This is a genomic window from Salicibibacter cibarius, from assembly GCF_016495725.1.
Lineage (GTDB): Bacteria > Bacillota > Bacilli > Bacillales > Marinococcaceae > Salicibibacter > Salicibibacter cibarius.
In genome coordinates this window covers 1279582-1295751 of sequence record NZ_CP054705.1, presented here as the reverse complement: position 1 = coordinate 1295751, position 16170 = coordinate 1279582, and the positions used below count along the sequence as shown (strand labels likewise).

Sequence of the window (16170 nt, the reverse complement as noted above, 5' to 3'; positions counted from 1 at the left end):
CACACCCTATTTGTAAGAGAAAATCCATTATATAAAGAATAGCACATACCATTAATAAAAACAAATGTTCCTTTTAAAAATCCATAAACTTTGTATAAAAAATAAAACTACCGGAGATAACGGTTTCTCAAATTCTGCAACAGAAAACGAAATTAAACTGGAAACTAAAGCATATTAAACAAATAAGATTTATGTATTTACTTTAGTCATTCGCCTTTGTAAAATAGAAAATAAAAAAAGGGGGAGATTATCATATCTCTATCAACCAGAATCTTCCTTGCTTTAGGTGCTGGGATATTATTTGGAGGTTTACTCAACCTTTACTTCCCGGGATGGGTAGAGCCGCTTGACGAAAATCTATTGCAGCCTGTTGGCGATATTTTCTTAAGGGCAATCCAATTAATCGTTGTTCCGCTTGTATTTGTGGCCTTAATTATGGGCTTAACGCAATTAAGAGGATCAGGGTATATTGCCCGTTATACATCAAAGTTAATGAGCCTTTATATTGTAACTTCAGCGATTGCCATTTTCTTTGGCTTGGTCATTGCGTTTATTATCCGTCCGGGAGATAGCGCTGAACCGATTGCTACTGGAGAAGGAGAAACGGAGGAAGGGCAATCATTAATCGACTGGCTTGTGAGCATTGTTCCTGAAAATCCATTCGAGGCTTTGGCTTCAGGGAATCTCCTACAAGTTATCGTTCTTGCAGCTCTTGTCGGCACAGCCATTAATTTGTTGAGCGGAGATCAAACGCGTCCTTTTATCGATGTTATCGAGAGTGTATACGAGATTGTACAAAAAGTTCTAGCGCTTGTCTTAAAAATTGCGCCTTTTGGTGTTTTTGCCTTAATTGCTTCCATGGTAGCCTCCCAAGGATTTAATATTATTGCAAACCTAGCCGTTTACGTACTCGGTTTAATTTTAGCCATCGTCCTGATGATTGGTTTATATGCGTTGTTCCTATTTATCACAGGCGCTAAGCCAAAAACATTTTTCAAAGGATTCGCGCCTGCCTTCACACTAGCTTTTGGCACGGCAAGTTCCAATGCAGCGCTCCCAGTTGCTCTGAATGGGGCTGAAAAAGCAGGGTTGCAAAATGAGCTATCTCGCTTCGCCATTCCGTTTGGCACTGCATTAAAACGAGATGGCGCCGGGATCTTGCAAGGTTTTAATGCTATTTTCGTGGTGCAATTGTTCGGAGTGGATATGACGATTGAACTCGTGCTAACCATTTTTCTAAGCGCATTACTTGTTTCATTCAGTACGGCAGGCGTCCCCGGTGCCGGGATCATTATGATGACCACCGTGCTTTCTGCAGCGAATCTTCCGCTAGAAGGAATCGCCATCGTCGCCGGTATCGACCGGATAACCGAAGGGTTTAGAACGTTGTTAAATGTCGTCGGAAACACAGCAAATGCAAGTCTATTGCAACAATGGGAGAACCGTCGGGAGAAAAATCCCTAAAGCCAAGTTGCACTTATGTAGGGACTTCTAAATAACGGAAAAAGATTGGCACATAAGCATTTTCCGTTGATGTTATCAAAGCTAGATGCAAGGAAATCTATCCTAAAAGCAGAAAACCCTTGCACTTCTGGAAACATACGGAGGGATGACGCTACAATGGGAGACTTCAGCGGAAAAACGGACGCGTCAAGACCCCGCAGCGCCGGTTTTGCGCGAGGAGGCTTGACCGTTCATCCGCGGAAAGCGAAGCCATGGAAGCAGCATCCCGGCTTCAGCTGATATATGCAAGTTGTTCAGCAATCTCTATGTAGGTAAGAAAGTTGATTTATACTTTCCTGCTAAAAATGAATCAATCAAGGGAGAGGACCCCCTTGATTGATTTTATGTTTATTAATGATATTCATAAAGCCCCTGATAAATCGCGTTGGCTGCTTCGTTACGGAAGGCATCGGTCAACATCGTATCGGCTTCTGCTTGATTAGAGACGAACCCTAATTCAACCAAGGCAGCGGGCATGTCCGAGTTACGAAGAACGCTGAAATCGCTAGATTTCACACCGCGGTCGTTGCTGCCAAACTCTTGTACCATGCTACTTTGCAGGTCGGAGGCTAATGTTTCCCCCTCCGAATCCGATGGATGATGAAAGGTTTCCGTGCCACTTACGGAAGCATCTGAAGCAGAATTGGCATGAATGCTGACGAAAGAATCAGCTCCGCCATCATTGGCCAAATTCGCCCGCTCGATGAGTTCCACAAAATAGTCTCCATCTCTCGTCATGATTACTTCCGCCCCAGCTTCTTCCAACAACTCTTGGGTACGGTGAGCCACATCATATACAAGTTCTTTTTCGTATAAACCATTTCCAGTAGCTCCATTATCATGCCCCCCATGACCGGCATCAATCGCAATGGTTTCACCCGAGACACTTGCATCTGCCTTCTGAGCAGATAATCCGGCAACACTCGCCACACTGAAAATGAAAACTGCGGCTCCTTTCAAAACAAAATTTTTCCTTCCCATAATAGATTCTCCTTTTTTTGTAATATATTTTCTTATTTTAAAAAAAAGAGCGTCTATCTCCAAGGGGTTTAAGGAAAAATAGTACTTTTGTTAACTAAATTAAATCAATAGTCACCCCGGATCAGATAAGATTGATCCCGAACAACTACAGTTTCCATCATAAAACGAATGAGCACGTTACTATTATTCAAACGAGGATCATCGGTTCCTAAATAACGAGAGAGCAGACGGTTTGCTATCCCACTATCAAAATCTTCAACGAAGCCTTGGCCTCTGAATCCGGCATGAAAGACTTTCCTGCTTTTTTGATCAAAATCAACGATACCAACCGCGCATTTCGGATTGATTTCGATTCGCTTGGGAAAACTATCATCTGGCGTCCCTATTATCCATAGAAAAGCGCTCTCCCAATGAAACCACACCGGGGAATCCCGCGGACCTTCTTCTGACACCGTGGATAAATGTGCGAAAAGGGCTTTGTTGAGGAATTTGTCTAAATCAAAGCTTCGTTGTTGATCCTGATGATTTTCATTAAACTCCCCGCTTTCTTCTATATTAATCGATAATACCTCAAGGATATATAATCTTCCTCCCCCTCGTTTCCATAACTCTCTCTTTCATATTGGTATGAAAAACCCCTAGCTTCATAGAAAGTGATGCCCATATCATTGTCTTTTTCAACTGATACCCATTGTTCAATGGCTCCGAATTCCTTTTGCTGGATGGTAACGGCATCCAGAATCTTCGTTCCGATCCCTTCATTTCTTCTATCAGGATCAAGGTACAATACAAAAAGCTCGCCCGTTGTATCTCCTGTCATGCCACCGCCACCGGCACCAACGACTTCGCCATCGTCCAAGGCAACGAAGTAACCGCCCCAATGTTTGCTCGTTTCCGTGACTTCCTGCCGTATTCGATCATAGTTGTAAAACGCTTCGACCACTCTCTCAATGTATGCTTTAGGTTTGGAATGTCCATATGTCGCCCAATGGCCATCCGTGCAAACACGCGCTATTCCTTCGATATGTTGTTGATTCGCTTTTACGACCGAAATCATCATTGATCGCCCACGAAGCGGCCATTTTCAAAAAATCGCTCGATCTTGGCTTCCACTTCTTCGTCTTCAATGAGTGGCGGCGCATGATGCGGTTTAATGCGCGCATCGATAATCAGCGTGTCACAGCCCCAATGTTTATTTTCAATAAAACTATTGATGCCATGCATGTCATGGGACGGATTGCTGCGTGTGAACGTTGTCCAGAGAAAATTATCTTTGGTCTTACTGACGAAGTCACTGTCATCACAAACGACAATGAGTGGACAAGCAGACATGTCACTGTTTTTAGAGATCGCTGCGGCCACCGCGTTAATCTCGTCCGTTGCCGACGTTTCATCTTGATAGGCGTTCAATTCAACCGCCACCACGCCGGGCAAGACAAACTGAGGATTGCACGCCTCCTTGACGTTGTCCAACCCGGCAGGGATCTCTTGGCAAAGGTAACGTTTTTTCTCGCCGTAAGCGGCCATGACAACCTTGCTGCCGGTATTCAAGCCTGTCCCCGAATAATCAAGGGTGTCAATCGTTGTGTTCGTCTGAAAATGCAGATCACGGCGAAGGTCAATTCGTTCAAGAATATATTGCATAAAACCCAGTTCATCGTGGGTGTTGAGCGATTCATCATCGGCCGTGATCCATAGATATTTGGCCAAACTTAATTGCCCAAAGCCGAGAATGCGATTGGCGATCGTCAACAGTTCCATCGGTTTTTTTACTTTTTCAAATGGAGTATAGCGTTCACTGCCAATTGCAAACAGAAGAGGGTGTACCCCTGCCGCGTCAATGGCATGGACTTCTTTTACACCCGGAAGTTCTTGCGTGACGGCATTTCCGGTCAATTCATGAATAATTTCGCCGAAGCTCGTGTCTTCCTGGGGCGGACGGCCGACAACAGTGAATGGATAGATGGCATCCGGTTTTCCATACACTTTATGCACATGCAGGACGGGAAACTCATGCTTAAGGCTATAGTAACCGAGATGATCGCCAAACGGGCCTTCCGGTTTCGTATCCTCGGGGTAAACCTCCCCAGTGATAACAAAATCCGCATCATGGCTGATCACATAACCGTCCTCATAACTATGGCGAAAACGCCGGCCTGAGAGAAGACCTGCAAACAACATCTCGCTTAACCCTTCAGGGAGTGGCATCACCGCTGCTAACGTGTGCGCCGGGGGACCGCCGATAAAAATGCTGACTTTTAATGGCTCCCCTTTTTGCACAGCTTTGGTTTGGTGCACACCGATGCCGCGATGAATCTGGTAATGCATACCGATCTCTTTGTCCTGCACATAATCATTGCCATTTAATTGCGCACGATACATGCCGAGATTGGCGTTCATGAGCCCGGGATTATCGGGATCTTCTGTCAACACTTGTGGCAACGTTATGAAAGCCCCGCCGTCATCAGGCCATGATTGGATCATCGGCAAGTCAGATATGTTTATCTCTTCCAATTTGGATGCATTGACGCTCGTCAAACGCATCGGCAACGCTTTCATCGCCGAGAAACCGGTGCCGGCATTTTTCAAGGGATTCTTAAGCGCACTCATCGGATCATCGCGCATGGCAATCACATCATGCACGCCATCCCACGTTTTGCGAAACATGTATTTGCTACGCTCTGGCGTTCCGAATAAATTGGAGACCGCGCGGTACTTCGTTCCTTTCACATTTTCAAATAAAATCGCCGGTCCTCCCTCTTGATAAACGCGCCGGTGGATGGCTGCCATTTCCAAATAAGGATCCACTTCTTCGCGAATCCGGACGAGTTCACCTTGTTGCTCTAAATCGAGTACACATTCTTCCAGGCTTTTATACATCTGGACTGACCCCAACCCTTCGATTAGCATTGTTCTCTCTATCATATCATTTTGTGAAATTTATCTCGAAAGGAACGTAGATCGCCGATATATTCAAAAAAATACCAATGAGTTCCTTTATTAATCACGCAATCAAAATCTATCTCTGTAAATTCCAAGAAAACCAGCGCCCGTGTCCATCTGTATTTCCAATCGTGAGATTACTTTCTTCCCCATTTATAAAATAGTCCAAGTGGAGATCGCCGTCATGAATATTATTGTAAAGGTGGAACACTTCTCTTTCTTGACCGATACCCTCTATTTTTTTTAAAAGTTCTCGTTTTGTATGATGCGGCATTTGATTAGCCACATGCGTGTGAAAAATACAGATGGCCGTATCTTGCGGGATTTCTTTTACTACACCGGACAATAATGCTACACCATCCCCTTCGATTAAGTCTGATGGGGTTGTTGTCACCTCTTGTGCAGCGCGCTCAAACAACTTTCTTCTCTCATAATGATTTGGCCAAATCAACGATTTTAGCCATAAATAATTTTCGTTATCGTTCAAATTATTCACATGTAAATCCAGCCCTTTTCTATATGTCACCGGTGGGCTTTCCGGCAGCAAAAACAGTGAATGTTTACCTCTGTTTTCGGCTTTAATATGAACGTCGGAATGATGGTTTCCATACACTTCAGCTGTGCCATAAGAGTAACTGTATTGATCCCATAACAACTGAAACCCGGCACTCGTACCAATTTCAATTAGAGCTAGCGGCTTTTTTACTTTTTCATATATCAAACAAAAGCATGGATAAAGGTAGCTGCAACGCCTAACCTCATTAGTTTGCACAGATTTATTTTCCATAATGGAAATGATCTCGTTTCGATATTTTTGACAAAAATCCTTGAAATAAGGAAAACAACCTCCTTCTTCCTCCGGTGATTCAACGATGCTGCCGTAAAAGCATTTAAGTTCATGATCTTTACCCTTGTACAAAAGATAGTGGACAGCCCCGAAAAATAAATTCGGGACAGGCTGTCCTTCTCGCGCGTGAGCACATAACAATAGCATTTCCTCATCTTCAGAAACGCATTGTGATAAATGCTCGTACAATTGGCTCGAACCTCTGCATTCGTTTACGGCAAAATGTTTAAAGCGTTTGGATAGCGTAGTTTTCTCCAATGAAGATCCCCTCTCCTAAAAATGCCGTCTTTCATGCTTCTTCTTTGCCCGATCATAATTTCCTTCGTAATAATAAACCGTTTGATCGTCAATCCAATAAAGTTGTGAAAACTGATCCAAAAAATAGCGATCATGCGTAATCGCGATAACCGTTCCGGAAAAATCGTTAACAGTTTCTTCAATAATTTCCCGCGAGGTTATATCCAAATGGTTCGTCGGTTCATCGAGCACAAGGGTATTCACCCGTTCATAGGTAAGTTGTGCCAATCTTAACCGGACCCGTTCACCCCCGCTCAACATGGCTACTTTTTTAAAAACATGGTTCCCGTAGAAAAGAAAACGAGCGAGAATGTGCCGAGCATCAGATTCAGCGACATTTACACGGGCTCGAAACGCGTCAATGACGGTGCTATCTTCATCACCGACGAACACATGCTGGGATAAATAACCGATCCGGACATGCCTGCCGACGTTTACTTCTCCTTGATCGGCTTTTATATCACCGAGCATTATTTTCAACAATGTCGTCTTTCCTGTCCCATTGTTTCCGATGATAGCAGCCCGGTCCTGAAAGCGAATATGCATATGCACATTGGTAAGCAAAGGGTGGTCGTCGAACGCTTTATGAACCGCTTCTAACATAACAACATCATTGCCACTGCGGTCTGTCCGTTTCAGGTCAACGCTGAAACTTTTGTTTTTTGCCGGAGCTTTTACCATTTCAATTCGGTTTAAGGCTTTTTCCATGCTTTTTGCCCGGCGATGCAAACCATCATTCGGCGGATTTGCTTGATTCGCCCAGATTTTTAAGCGCTTGATCGTTTCCTTCATCTTCTTTATTTTCTTTTGTTGGTCTTCATAAGCCTTAAATTCACGAAGGAGGCGATTTTCGCGTTCGGTCAAGTAGTCACTGTAGTTCGTTTCATATGCATGCAGATCGCCATTCTCAATTTCAATAATATTGGTCACAACATCATCGAGAAAATAGCGATCGTGGGAGATGACCACTACCGCTCCCTTGAATTGGCGCAAATATCGGGATAGCCATTCCACCGCGCCAATATCCAGATGGTTGGTCGGCTCATCCAGGAGCAACAAGTCAGGATCTTTCAATAAAACAAGCGCTAGCCCAACCTTGGTTTTTTCTCCACCGCTCAACGAATGCCACGGTGCATCGAGCCATTCGTTGATATCCAAACCGTTCGTCACTTCCTCAATCCGAGCATCCATTTCATAACCGCCGTGACGCGCAAATGCTTCGAGATCCTCGCCATATTGTTCAAACTCTTTCTTTGTGGCAATCCCTTTGGCCATTTTAGCTTCCAATAATCGTAAATGTTCCGCAATATCCATTAAATGGACAAATGGGTGATATAAAATAGCACGAACTTTTTTCTCATGAGCTTCCGATGGAATCTGTTGCAAATAACCGATCCGGGATCCTTTTTTCCAGCTGACCTGACCCTCATCCGGATGGATTTCCTGTGCCAACATACGCATAAGCGTAGATTTTCCGGAGCCATTCGCACCAATTAAGCCTACACACTGACCATCGTGAATTTCTGTGCTTATATCATTCAAAATGGAACCTTCTCCAAACGAATGTTTAATATGTTGCAAACTTGCCATAATCATTTTTTTATTTCTCTCCTCATTAAAATTGAACATAAAAAACCATGGGAAACTCGCTTCCCATGGTGACCCAGGCTTCTGGTTTACCTGCGGCTTTAGATTTACGTTCAGGGGAATTGATGGTTACCGTTGATTGAATGCTATGCAGTTGCTAAAAAAAGACATACGTGTCCCGTTAGCAACTACAGCGGCAAAAAGCGCGCGGCAAAGATACATGTATATATCTACACACTTGCGCTCAACGGTCATAATCATCAATTCCACCTCCTTTTTAATGAGATAGGTCATATTGTATAGAATTTAAACTTCAAGCGCAATAGTCATATGCCGCCTTCACGTTTTAATCCAATACCGTTTTAACACATGTCCTTCTTCATCAATGTAATCCGCATCCGGGCGGCCTCCATTTTTTAGTATAGATTTTTCGGAAGCCACATTATCCCGGTTACAAACGAGAAGTACATTTTCGATTCCTAACTTTCTTGCTTCTTCCAGCGATAGCATGAGTATTGTCGTGGCATAGCCCTTCTCTCGCTCTGACTGTCTTATGCCATATCCGATATGCCCGCCGGCATTCAGTAACTCCTCCGTTAAACGGTGACGGATGTTTGTTACGCCTATCACTTTTTCGTACCCATCTACTAACCAAAACGTAGAACTTTCCGGTATCCAGGATACCGGAACATTTTTACCATATTCATAACCCGACAAAGTAGTCAGCATTTTTCCAAAATCATTAGGGTCTTCATTCACGACCCAAGGAATGATCGTTTCCCCGCTATCTTTCCATTCTTGGTAAAAAGAGCGATAGGCTGATTTTAACCGCATTGTGGGTTGAGTCAAATACAATGTCATTCCTCCAAGGGCGGGGTCCTCATCTTCGGATCGTCCGCCCTTATCGTTTAGGCTTTGGTGGTCTGTTCCCCGCTATTGTTTACAATCATGACATCACAAGCAGCTCGTTTAGCAATGCCTTTTGAGATGCTTCCGGTAATTGCACGTTCCGCGATTCTTCCTATCGTTTCACCGGCTATAATAAGATCGATTTTATAATTCGGGACAATATGGCGAGCAATCCTCACCTTTGGCGTTCCAACATCAAGAATCGTCTCGACTTCACCAATTCCTTTTTCTTCCGCCTTCTGTTTAAACGCTTGCAATTGTTCAAAAGCCTGCTGTTTAACCCTTTCCACAATTTTTTTATCAAACCTCGACATGGAGGCATATGGTTTAGGATCAACAATGGTTGTAATATAGAGTTTTGCGTCTTCTTTCAATGCAAACTCACAAGCTTGATCAAACGTTTCTTCTGATGAAAATTCTTCCCCATAAACACAGACGAGAACGTTCTTGTAATCAGACAACGTCATTCCCCCTTTTACTCTTAGCCAATGATAAAACTCTAAAGGAAAATAACACCTTCACATAGCGGTTGTCAAGAGGAAAAGCAATAAGCGTGTGTTTGAGCTTCACGTATGCTTTGTTCAATTCGTTCTAAGCCTTTTGTTCATAAAATCACGCCTAATATATTTTATTCAAAAAAAGATGTTGAACCTAACGTTACGTGCTGTTTTATACTTATATTATCAAACAAGAAAGGAGCGTGGAGGTGCTCTTATGTATACAATCGGCAAGCTGTCAAAAAAGACCGGTGTAACGATACGGACGCTTGATTATTATGATGAAGTCGGTTTATTGAAACCAAAAAGTGCAACCGAAGGCGGGCATCGTCTATACGGCGACGAAGAGGTCATGCGCCTGGAGCATATTCTCGCTTTGAAATACTTGGGATTTTCATTGGAAAAAATTCAGGCGATTTTACATGAATCTGCGCGCACGTGGGAAGAAGCATTGTCCGAACAGCTATTGATGGTCAAAGACCAGAAGAAAAGACTAGACGAGTTAGAACAATCACTTACGGCTGTGCTCTATTCCATTCGAATTGAAGATGAAGTGAAATGGCCGTTAATCTTTGGCGCCATGCAATTGTTTCAGCAAGATCCCGACAAAGTCACGCGCGTGCTTGATCGCTATTTAAATGCGGAACAAAAGGAAAAGATGCTGTCCGTTAACCATGACGAGAAAAAAACGAAGGAATGGACGGCGCTCATCCTTGAAATTCGGAAGCATTTGCATGTGTCACCGGAATCCGACGTTGCGCAAGCATTGGCAGATCGTTGGATGGAAGGCGTTTACAACATGTTTGGTGACGATGAAGAATTTTTAGGCAGCGCATGGGATGCGATATCTGAGGAAAGCGATGATGTTATGTTCTATCCAATGACGAAAGAAGTCGTTACGTTTATAACAGAAGCCATTCGCGCAAAAGAAATGAAGGAGAATGGGGATAATGAAGAAAACAGCAATTGAAATGAAAGACGTCCGCAAAACCTATGGCAAGGATGTTGTCGCCATCAATGATCTCTCGCTTACTATAGAAGAAGGAACGATTTATGCGCTGCTCGGGCCGAACGGATCCGGGAAAACGACGACGATACGGATACTCACCTCTCTAGCTGCCGCTGATGCAGGGGACATCTTTCTTTTCGACAAAAAATTGAACACACACAATATGAAAAAATGGATAGGATGTGTCGCCCAGCAATCAGGTGTAGATCCAATGGGCACCGGCAGAGAGAACTTAATGTTACAGGGGAGAATCCATGGGTTAAAAGGGAAAGAACTAAAGAAGCGTGTAGAAGAACTGCTCGAGCGTTTCCATCTTCAAAAAGATGCAAACCGTCTCAGCATGAAATATTCCGGTGGGATGAAGAGAAAGCTCGACCTTGCGATGGGGCTGATTCATCATCCGAAACTGCTTTTTCTTGATGAACCGACGACCGGTTTAGATCCCGAAGCTAGAGAAGATTTATGGAAAACAATCCGGCAATTGCAGTCGGAAGAGGGATTGACCGTGGTTTTAACGACCCATTACATGGAAGAAGCTGATGAACTTTCTGATCGCGTCGCTTTTATGAACGAAGGCAAAATAGTCGTGGAAGGAACAGCCGAGGAGCTGAAAAATAAACTTGGCGGCGATACGCTAACGATTCAATGTACAGACAACGCGCAAGCCGAACGTGCGAAAGAAATTTTAAGAGCGTTATACCATGTTACAAGCGACGAGCGTACGTTATATGTGCACTCGGAACAAGGAGCAGAAGAACTGCCAAAAATTTTCAAAGTATTAGAAAGTGAACAGACTGAAGTGCGTTCCGCGGCGGTATCCAGGCCTGCACTTGGGGACGTTTATCTCATATACACGGGCAAAGCACTGAGTGAGGAGACTAAGCAATGAAATTAATCACGGATCTATGGTGGGTGTTCATCCGTTACCTAAGAAGTATTCTGCGTTCTCCCTTTATTATTTTGATGACCGTCGTCCAACCGGTGTTGTGGATGTTTCTTTTCGGGCAAGTATTCTCAAGCATGGCTGATCTGCCGGGATTTGGGGGGAACTCGTATATGGATTTTCTCGGCCCGGGCATTGTGATGATGAGCACGATGATGGCAGGGGCCTACGCCGGAATGGGAATTATCAGCGATTATCGTGATGGGGTTTTGGATCGTTTTCTGATTTCCCCGATCCATCGCTCGGCGTTATTGTTGGGAGGCTTGCTCCAAGATGCATTGACAATGGTCTTGCAAGTAGTGATTATGGTAGGCATTGCTATGCTTCTCGGCACACAATTTTCCGGTGGGTTCTCGGGAATCCTCTTGCTCATATTGATCGCTGTTGTACTAGGTCTGGGAATGGGAGCGTTGTCGATGTCGGTTGGTTTAATCGTCCGACAAGAAAAGAGTTTGACAGCTGCGGTTGGATTTACGCAATTGCCTTTATTATTTTTGTCAGGGTTGTTCATGCCGCTTGATCTCGTGCCGGGGTGGATTGAAACCGCAGCCGCCTTCAATCCCTTGAATTGGGCTGTCGAGGCAGGCCGGGAAGTGGTTGGCATCCAGACGGATTGGGGGCTTGCTTTTCAATATAGCAGTTATTTGCTCGTAATGTTCATTCTTTCATGCGTACTCGTTCTCGGAGCTTTTCGCATTTACCAGCGATCGTTATAACTGTCCAAAGCAGCAAAACGACCCATTCCCCCGAATGGGTCGATTCCTATCCTTCAAAACTAATGCTTCTCCGTAGTGATTCCTTTGTCTTTTTTGGCCGCTTTCTTTTCTCCTCGCTTTTTCAAATAGCGCTTAGGCCACCCCAATATATCTTCCATGATCATATATACGGAAGGGACGAGGAGTAACGTGATTAACGTCGCGAATAACAATCCGAATATGATCACCGTTGCCATTGGCGCTTGGTAATTACTGGCGCTTCCTGTTGCCAATGCGAGAGGTAACATACCTGCCACAGTGGTTAGTGTCGTCATAAAGATCGGGCGCATGCGATTTTTGCCGGCTTCCTGTAAAGCGTTGGCACGCTCCCACCCTTGTTTTCGTAATTGTTTCGTACGATCGACGAGTAAAATGGCATTATTGAGGACAATTCCTACGAGAATCAGAGCACCCATCGCGGAAATCGGATTTAATTCTTGTTGCGTGATCAACAGGCCAAGAATAACCCCAACGATCGTCATCGGGATCACAGACATGATCACGAGAGGATGGATCAAATGGTTAAATTGGATTGCCATCACCATATATACGAGAAAGATGGAAATCAAGAAAATGTACATCATTTCCGTCATCATCTCTTGCTGTTGCTCCATCTGACCGCCAAATCCGGCCGAATAGCCATCATCAAAGTCATAACCGGCAATCATTTCCTGTACATCTGCATTAACGGAACCGAGGTCACGGTCTTCCAGACTGGCCATGACTTTTATGATCCGCTCGCCATCCTCATGTTCCAGCTCTTGCGGAGCTTCCGTCGTTTCCAGTTCCACGAACTCTGCCAAATCCATGGTTTCAGCTTCTTCTGGCTCTTCACCCGGCATCAGAGTGTCTTCTTCCGGTGGAATGTCAATCGCCAAATCTTCAAGTTCATCAAAGCTCGCCACTTCGAGATCCGAATTCATAAAGACCGGATAGTCCCGGCCATCCAAGGAAATTTCATCAATCTGCTCACTCATGAACGCAGCTTCTATTTGTTCACGAACCTGGCCGGTCGTTAAACCTGCATCTTCGACTTCCTCTTCATCAATGATAAACTGTTCTTCCGTTTCCATATCGGACATGGAATGGTGGATGCCCGTGACGCCTTCGATGTTTTCCAATCCAGCTTCCATATCTTCGGCTACTTCACGAAGTCCTTCCAGACTATCCCCTTGCACAATAATTTCTACGGGATTCCCCATTTCCCCCGCTTCCATAGACATCACAACATTTTCAATCGGGTGATCCTCTTCCAGCGCTTCCAAGTTATTCATGATTTCCATGTTTACCTGCGCTTGCGGAAGATTCGCTTCTTCTTCTGGTGTCATGTTTATAAAAGCCATCATCATATCTTCTTCGGTCATCACTGTATAATCGGACACATCAGGTATCTCGGACAATCGCTCATGCATGGCATCGGCAATGGCTGCTTTTTCCTCATCATCCGTATGGCTATCCAAATTCACAATGAGTTCGGATTGGCGCTCCAATACGTCCGGCATCATGCTCATGGGCACAAACGCAATCAAGAAAAGAGAGAGTAAAAATAAAAACGCGAATCCGGTTGACACCAACCATCTGCGCCATTTTTCCCATGACATCCAACCAACAAAATGGCCATACATTCGCAAGATCGCGTTTTCCTCTTTGTGAACGTTGGATTCTTTCGCCCTGATCCACTTGTCTGACAACACTGGAATGACGGTGAACGATATGATCACGGAACTGACGAGCGTAATAATGATGACCATCGCCAGCATCATAATAAATTCTCCCACGTCCCCGCTTAAAATACCGATCGGCAAAAACACGACAACCGTCGTCAGCATCGATGCCAGTACAGCGGTCGATACTTCTTTTGTTCCTTCAATGACGGCATCAAATTTGGAAAGTCCCTGCTGCAGTTTGCGGAAAATAGACTCCAGAATAACGATCGAGGCATCCACCATCATCGCGATTCCCAACCCGAGGGCGAGGAGTGTCATCACATTGATACTGTAGTCCATGAGCCACATAACCGAAAATGTGAGCAAAAGAGACAGGGGTATGGAAATACCGACAATCGCGGTGGCACGAATGCTTCTTAGAAAAGTAAATAATACCAAAAGCGCCAGGAGTCCGCCATATAACACATTCGTCTGAATGTCACGGAGGTCATTCGTGATATAATCGGCCGTGGCTAACATCTCCTCGAGCTCGATGTCTCCCGGTAGCCCCTCTTCTTTTATGTCTTCAACTTCTGCCCGCACGGCTTCCGTCATTTCCACCTCGGTTGCATCGTCGGCGCGTCCGATTTGCAAAAAGACGTAGTCGTCTTCTCCGTTTTTCCACGCTGTTGTCGTTGTATCCGCCTGAACGATTTCAATGGACGCATACTCTTCCAATGGTTCCGGGCCATCAGGGGTCGATATCTGCAACTCTTCGATATCCTCCACGCTAAACATCGTGCCATCCCATCTTAAACGAGGTTCATCGTCTTCTTCCGATAATTCCCCGATGGCTCTGTTCTGGTTTTCCTCCTGGAAAATTTGAACGATGCTCTCGGGATCAACTCCGTCTTCCTGCAATTTTTCATGGTCCAACTCGATGCTGAGTTCTTCACTATCTTCAGCGGCCGCATCGACTTCCCTAACCTCAGCAAGGGACTCGAGCCGAGGTTGAATAACTTCCTCCGCAACATATGCCAATTCTTCACTATCTGCCCCGTATAAATCATAATGCAGCTCATAGGGAGGGTTCATGGAAGCTTGCATGGAAAAAACATTGTCGATGTCATCGATCTCATTTTCCAATTCGTTCATGGCTGCATCTAATTCGGTAAAGGCATCATCCCCTTCCCCTTCTTCAAACATGATCATGAACGAACCATTGCCGAGGGTGATCGTTGTTTCATATGTATCAATATGTTCCATTTCATCCAAACGATCTTCAACGGGATTGACGACGGTCTCTTCCATATCCAGCGTATTCAGCTCACCTGCATCAATTTGCACCATCCCCATGTCCATCGTCATGCCGGGCATCATCTCTACATCGAGATCATTGCTGGCAAAAAGGCCAAACATTAAAACAAAGATGGATAACAACCCTACGATTAGCTTTCGTTTCAACAACAACCTTAACCAGTTCATTTTCCCACTCCATTTACAGAAAATTTTTTCCTTGGTTGACCAACAACTATACTACATGACGTAGCGTTAGAAGCAATACTTTTCCATGAAATTTATTAAGAATAATTTTAATAATCCTCAAGTCTCCGATTAGTGCAATGTAGCTTAATTACCCGATCATGGGGAAGATGTTCGATCGTCAACAACTGTTTCTGGTTCCCTAACTCGGACAATTGACCGCCTCATGGCGCCCGAACGAGCGATTGGCTATCGTTTTCGGTCGCCATAACCGTTTCATGAAGACCGGGAATCCTCTTTCGCAGGAAGACACTCGGTCATTGACAATGCACCCGGGCAGTAGCAGTTTAAACCGGTCAATAACTCTGGTTTGAAGTCCTAATCCGGACTTCCGGCAGCCGGTGTGATCACTTATTTCAGCTTCCCCAAGAGATATGACAACCTAGACCCGTTCCCGAACTCAAGCGAAGCGCAAGCAGGCCAATGGTTCAACAGACCGATTTTGTCCCCGTAGATGAAGAAAAACGCTTCCCAATGGGACGATAAACCCCTTTTCGTCCCACTAGAGGAAGAAAAGTGACTCCAAATGGTACAATAAACTCGATTTTGTCCCACTTTAGGAAGGAAAACGACGTCCAATGGGACGATAAACCTGATTTCGTCCCTTAAATTAAGATCGGGTCTGATTTAGACCATGATTCATATATATCCAGGTATACGGTGACCGCTTTCCACATTATTTGCCGTATTTTTTGAGAATACCACCATAGG

At 44.6% G+C, this 16170-nt stretch carries 14 protein-coding genes; 4 read left to right on the top strand and 10 right to left on the bottom strand.

Features of this window, described 5'->3' with window-relative positions:
- The first annotated feature begins 246 nt into the window (after nucleotides 1-246).
- Entirely contained in the window at nucleotides 247-1464 is a 1218-nt protein-coding gene (locus tag HUG15_RS06850) for a cation:dicarboxylate symporter family transporter (RefSeq protein ID WP_200128867.1), read from the top strand.
- Nucleotides 1465-1854: 390 nt separating this feature from the next.
- On the opposite strand, the gene HUG15_RS06845 is transcribed toward HUG15_RS06850, so the two are convergent.
- The 9 genes from HUG15_RS06845 to HUG15_RS06810 all read right to left on the bottom strand — a co-directional run bounded on the left by HUG15_RS06845 (nucleotide 1855) and on the right by HUG15_RS06810 (nucleotide 9528).
- Complete coding sequence (locus HUG15_RS06845; RefSeq protein WP_200127982.1) at nucleotides 1855-2484, bottom strand: N-acetylmuramoyl-L-alanine amidase family protein; 630 nt, start codon at nucleotides 2482-2484, stop codon at nucleotides 1855-1857.
- A gap of 104 nt (nucleotides 2485-2588) precedes the next feature.
- Nucleotides 2589-2906, bottom strand: coding sequence for a hypothetical protein (locus HUG15_RS06840; protein ID WP_484593359.1), 318 nt, complete (start codon nucleotides 2904-2906; stop codon nucleotides 2589-2591).
- A 128-nt stretch (nucleotides 2907-3034) separates the two neighbouring features.
- Nucleotides 3035-3541, bottom strand: coding sequence for a GNAT family N-acetyltransferase (locus tag HUG15_RS06835; RefSeq protein ID WP_200128865.1), 507 nt, complete (start codon nucleotides 3539-3541; stop codon nucleotides 3035-3037).
- Complete coding sequence (locus HUG15_RS06830) at nucleotides 3541-5364, bottom strand: UbiD family decarboxylase (RefSeq protein ID WP_200127981.1); 1824 nt, start codon at nucleotides 5362-5364, stop codon at nucleotides 3541-3543. Before HUG15_RS06830 ends, HUG15_RS06835 begins: the two co-directional genes overlap by 1 nt.
- Nucleotides 5365-5503: 139 nt before the next feature.
- Entirely contained in the window at nucleotides 5504-6532 is a 1029-nt protein-coding gene (locus HUG15_RS06825) for a DUF2332 domain-containing protein (RefSeq protein WP_200127980.1), read from the bottom strand.
- A gap of 15 nt (nucleotides 6533-6547) precedes the next feature.
- Nucleotides 6548-8167 carry a ribosomal protection-like ABC-F family protein gene (gene abc-f / locus HUG15_RS06820; protein WP_200128864.1) on the bottom strand — a complete coding sequence of 540 codons (1620 nt, stop codon included), beginning with the start codon at nucleotides 8165-8167 and terminating at the stop codon, nucleotides 6548-6550.
- 120 nt (nucleotides 8168-8287) lie between these two features.
- Nucleotides 8288-8380, bottom strand: a complete 93-nt coding sequence (locus tag HUG15_RS23340) for an RAxF-45 family protein (RefSeq protein ID WP_425504048.1) — start codon at nucleotides 8378-8380, stop codon at nucleotides 8288-8290.
- 117 nt (nucleotides 8381-8497) lie between these two features.
- Nucleotides 8498-9019 carry a GNAT family N-acetyltransferase gene (locus HUG15_RS06815; protein ID WP_200127979.1) on the bottom strand — a complete coding sequence of 174 codons (522 nt, stop codon included), beginning with the start codon at nucleotides 9017-9019 and terminating at the stop codon, nucleotides 8498-8500.
- Nucleotides 9020-9066: 47 nt separating this feature from the next.
- Nucleotides 9067-9528 (bottom strand): universal stress protein, encoded by a 462-nt coding sequence (locus HUG15_RS06810; RefSeq protein ID WP_200127978.1) that lies wholly within the window; start codon nucleotides 9526-9528, stop codon nucleotides 9067-9069.
- A gap of 253 nt (nucleotides 9529-9781) precedes the next feature.
- Between HUG15_RS06810 and HUG15_RS06805 the strand changes: the two genes are divergently transcribed.
- From HUG15_RS06805 to HUG15_RS06795, 3 genes are read left to right on the top strand one after another with little or no spacing between them, the layout of a single operon-like run.
- Nucleotides 9782-10534 carry a MerR family transcriptional regulator gene (locus HUG15_RS06805; RefSeq protein WP_200127977.1) on the top strand — a complete coding sequence of 251 codons (753 nt, stop codon included), beginning with the start codon at nucleotides 9782-9784 and terminating at the stop codon, nucleotides 10532-10534.
- Complete coding sequence (locus tag HUG15_RS06800; protein WP_200127976.1) at nucleotides 10515-11462, top strand: ABC transporter ATP-binding protein; 948 nt, start codon at nucleotides 10515-10517, stop codon at nucleotides 11460-11462. The genes HUG15_RS06805 and HUG15_RS06800 overlap by 20 nt, the downstream gene beginning before the upstream one ends.
- Nucleotides 11459-12232, top strand: coding sequence for an ABC transporter permease (locus HUG15_RS06795; RefSeq protein ID WP_200127975.1), 774 nt, complete (start codon nucleotides 11459-11461; stop codon nucleotides 12230-12232). Before HUG15_RS06800 ends, HUG15_RS06795 begins: the two co-directional genes overlap by 4 nt.
- Nucleotides 12233-12291: 59 nt before the next feature.
- Here HUG15_RS06795 and HUG15_RS06790 read toward each other — a convergent pair whose 3' ends face one another.
- Complete coding sequence (locus tag HUG15_RS06790) at nucleotides 12292-15402, bottom strand: efflux RND transporter permease subunit (RefSeq protein ID WP_200127974.1); 3111 nt, start codon at nucleotides 15400-15402, stop codon at nucleotides 12292-12294.
- Between the last annotated feature and the right edge of the window lie 768 nt (nucleotides 15403-16170).

Excerpts from the sequence above, each read along its gene's own strand:
- HUG15_RS06845 (WP_200127982.1), bottom strand. The coding sequence starts at position 2,484 with ATGGGAAGGAAAAATTTTGTTTTGAAAGGAGCCGCAGTTTTCATTTTC.
- HUG15_RS06835 (WP_200128865.1), bottom strand. The coding sequence starts at position 3,541 with ATGATTTCGGTCGTAAAAGCGAATCAACAACATATCGAAGGAATAGCG.
- HUG15_RS06830 (WP_200127981.1), bottom strand. The coding sequence starts at position 5,364 with ATGTATAAAAGCCTGGAAGAATGTGTACTCGATTTAGAGCAACAAGGT.
- abc-f (WP_200128864.1), bottom strand. The coding sequence starts at position 8,167 with ATGATTATGGCAAGTTTGCAACATATTAAACATTCGTTTGGAGAAGGT.
- HUG15_RS23340 (WP_425504048.1), bottom strand. The coding sequence starts at position 8,380 with ATGTATCTTTGCCGCGCGCTTTTTGCCGCTGTAGTTGCTAACGGGACA.
- HUG15_RS06815 (WP_200127979.1), bottom strand. The coding sequence starts at position 9,019 with ATGACATTGTATTTGACTCAACCCACAATGCGGTTAAAATCAGCCTAT.
- HUG15_RS06805 (WP_200127977.1), top strand. The coding sequence starts at position 9,782 with ATGTATACAATCGGCAAGCTGTCAAAAAAGACCGGTGTAACGATACGG.
- HUG15_RS06800 (WP_200127976.1), top strand. The coding sequence starts at position 10,515 with ATGAAGAAAACAGCAATTGAAATGAAAGACGTCCGCAAAACCTATGGC.
- HUG15_RS06795 (WP_200127975.1), top strand. The coding sequence starts at position 11,459 with ATGAAATTAATCACGGATCTATGGTGGGTGTTCATCCGTTACCTAAGA.
- HUG15_RS06790 (WP_200127974.1), bottom strand. The coding sequence starts at position 15,402 with ATGAACTGGTTAAGGTTGTTGTTGAAACGAAAGCTAATCGTAGGGTTG.